This window comes from Methylobacterium sp. J-070, assembly GCF_022829385.1.
In the GTDB taxonomy this organism is placed as follows: domain Bacteria; phylum Pseudomonadota; class Alphaproteobacteria; order Rhizobiales; family Beijerinckiaceae; genus Methylobacterium.
Genome location: NZ_JAKSXX010000306.1, coordinates 1 through 1,318, shown reverse-complemented (window position 1 = coordinate 1,318; position 1,318 = coordinate 1). Strand labels below are relative to the sequence as shown.

2 protein-coding genes and 1 pseudogene are annotated in these 1,318 nt (G+C 66.2%); 2 read left to right on the top strand and 1 reads right to left on the bottom strand.

The window, feature by feature from the left end:
* Positions 1-388: pseudogene (locus MKL01_RS34785) on the top strand (methyl-accepting chemotaxis protein); the annotation flags it as partial.
* Positions 389-395: 7 nt separating this feature from the next.
* Positions 396-695, top strand: coding sequence for a hypothetical protein (locus tag MKL01_RS34780; RefSeq protein ID WP_243909727.1), 300 nt, complete (start codon positions 396-398; stop codon positions 693-695).
* Between the two features lie 287 nt (positions 696-982).
* Here MKL01_RS34780 and MKL01_RS34775 read toward each other — a convergent pair.
* Positions 983-1,318: outer membrane protein (locus MKL01_RS34775; RefSeq protein ID WP_409566406.1), on the bottom strand; the 336-nt coding region annotated here is incomplete at its 5' end.

The following is a 1,318-nucleotide window of genomic DNA, read 5'->3' as shown; positions in this document are numbered from 1 at the left end:
CGAGGTGAAGGCGCTCGCTGAGCAGACCGCCAAGGCGACCGGGGAGATCGCTAGCCAGATCGGTCAGATCCAGACCTCGACGAGCCAGGCGGTCGCATCGATCGCGGGCATCACCGGGCGGATCCGCGAGATCAGCGGCGTAGCGACCTCGATCGCCGCAGGTGTGGAGGAGCAGGGCGCGGCGACCCAGGAGATCGTGCGCAACGTCAGTCAGGCCGCGATGGGCACCGGCGAGGTGACTCACAACATCGCCGGCGTTGCCCAGGCCTCTGAGGAGACGGGCGCTGCTGCCAACCAAGTGCTCAGTGCGGCCTCGGAGCTGTCGCGCCAGTCCGAGACCCTCGCCGCTGAGGTTGGGCGCTTCCTCGCCACCGTCCGGGCCGCTTGAGGCTGTTATGGCTGAGGTTCACCTGCTCCAGCGCCGGTTCAACCAAGAGAGCGCTGAGCGCCTCACAAAGGCGCTGGAACAGGCCATCACAGCCAACGCGGATCTCGGTCCCCGCTGGCCCCAGATCCGGGCGCTCGGGCTGTCCCTACAGCAGCTGAGCCGGGACCTGGAGCAGGAGACCGACAGGATGGCGTTCAAACTCGATGTGACACCGGAGGTCGAGGCCTTTCGGGCCAGCCTGTACCAGTTGGCCGAGGCCTTCTCGCGGCTCGGCACGATCGCTCAGACCTACCCGTCCAGAGCCTGATCCGCTCACTTCAACCGACCATTCCATCCAGCAGAAGACCATCCGCCCATGCGGCCGCCCGCAGCACTCGCAGCAGCCCCTCGCATGGCCGAACCGGATCACGGCCGAGAGCTGCGGCCAGTCGATGGGGTAGAAGAAGCGGTGCTCGGGCCGGATCGGCATGGGGGACTTAGGTACCGCGACACGCACGAAAAAGCGCCCTGGAGGAGGCTCCAAGGCGCTTCATGACTAAGCGGCCAGTCTGATCGGGCTGGGGATGCTTAAGTCAAGCTTAGATGCGGCGTCGCTTAGTACGAGCCGAACTTGTAGTTCAGGCCGGCGCGGACAACGGCGAACTCATCGCTGCGCTGGCCGACGCCGCTGTAAGCCACAGGGGTGTTCGTGGCGCTGTTGATCACGAACGCGCCCTGCGTGTTGGTGCCGCGGTCGAGGTTCACGTACAGACCTTCGACCTTCAGCGTCACCGCGTTAGAGTGGAAGAAGTTCAGGAACGAGTCGGTGGGGAGGGCGTACTCGACGCCGCCGCCGACGGCGTAGCCGGTGCGGAAGCTGTCGTTGGTGGCGTAGCCCCCGAAGGAGCGGTCAGCGCTGCCTGAGCCGTAGGCGAAGCCGCCGGTGCCGTA

What these genes read in the sequence shown, in the direction of transcription:
- MKL01_RS34780 (WP_243909727.1), top strand. Translation starts at nt 396, where the DNA reads ATGGCTGAGGTTCACCTGCTCCAGCGCCGGTTCAACCAAGAGAGCGCT.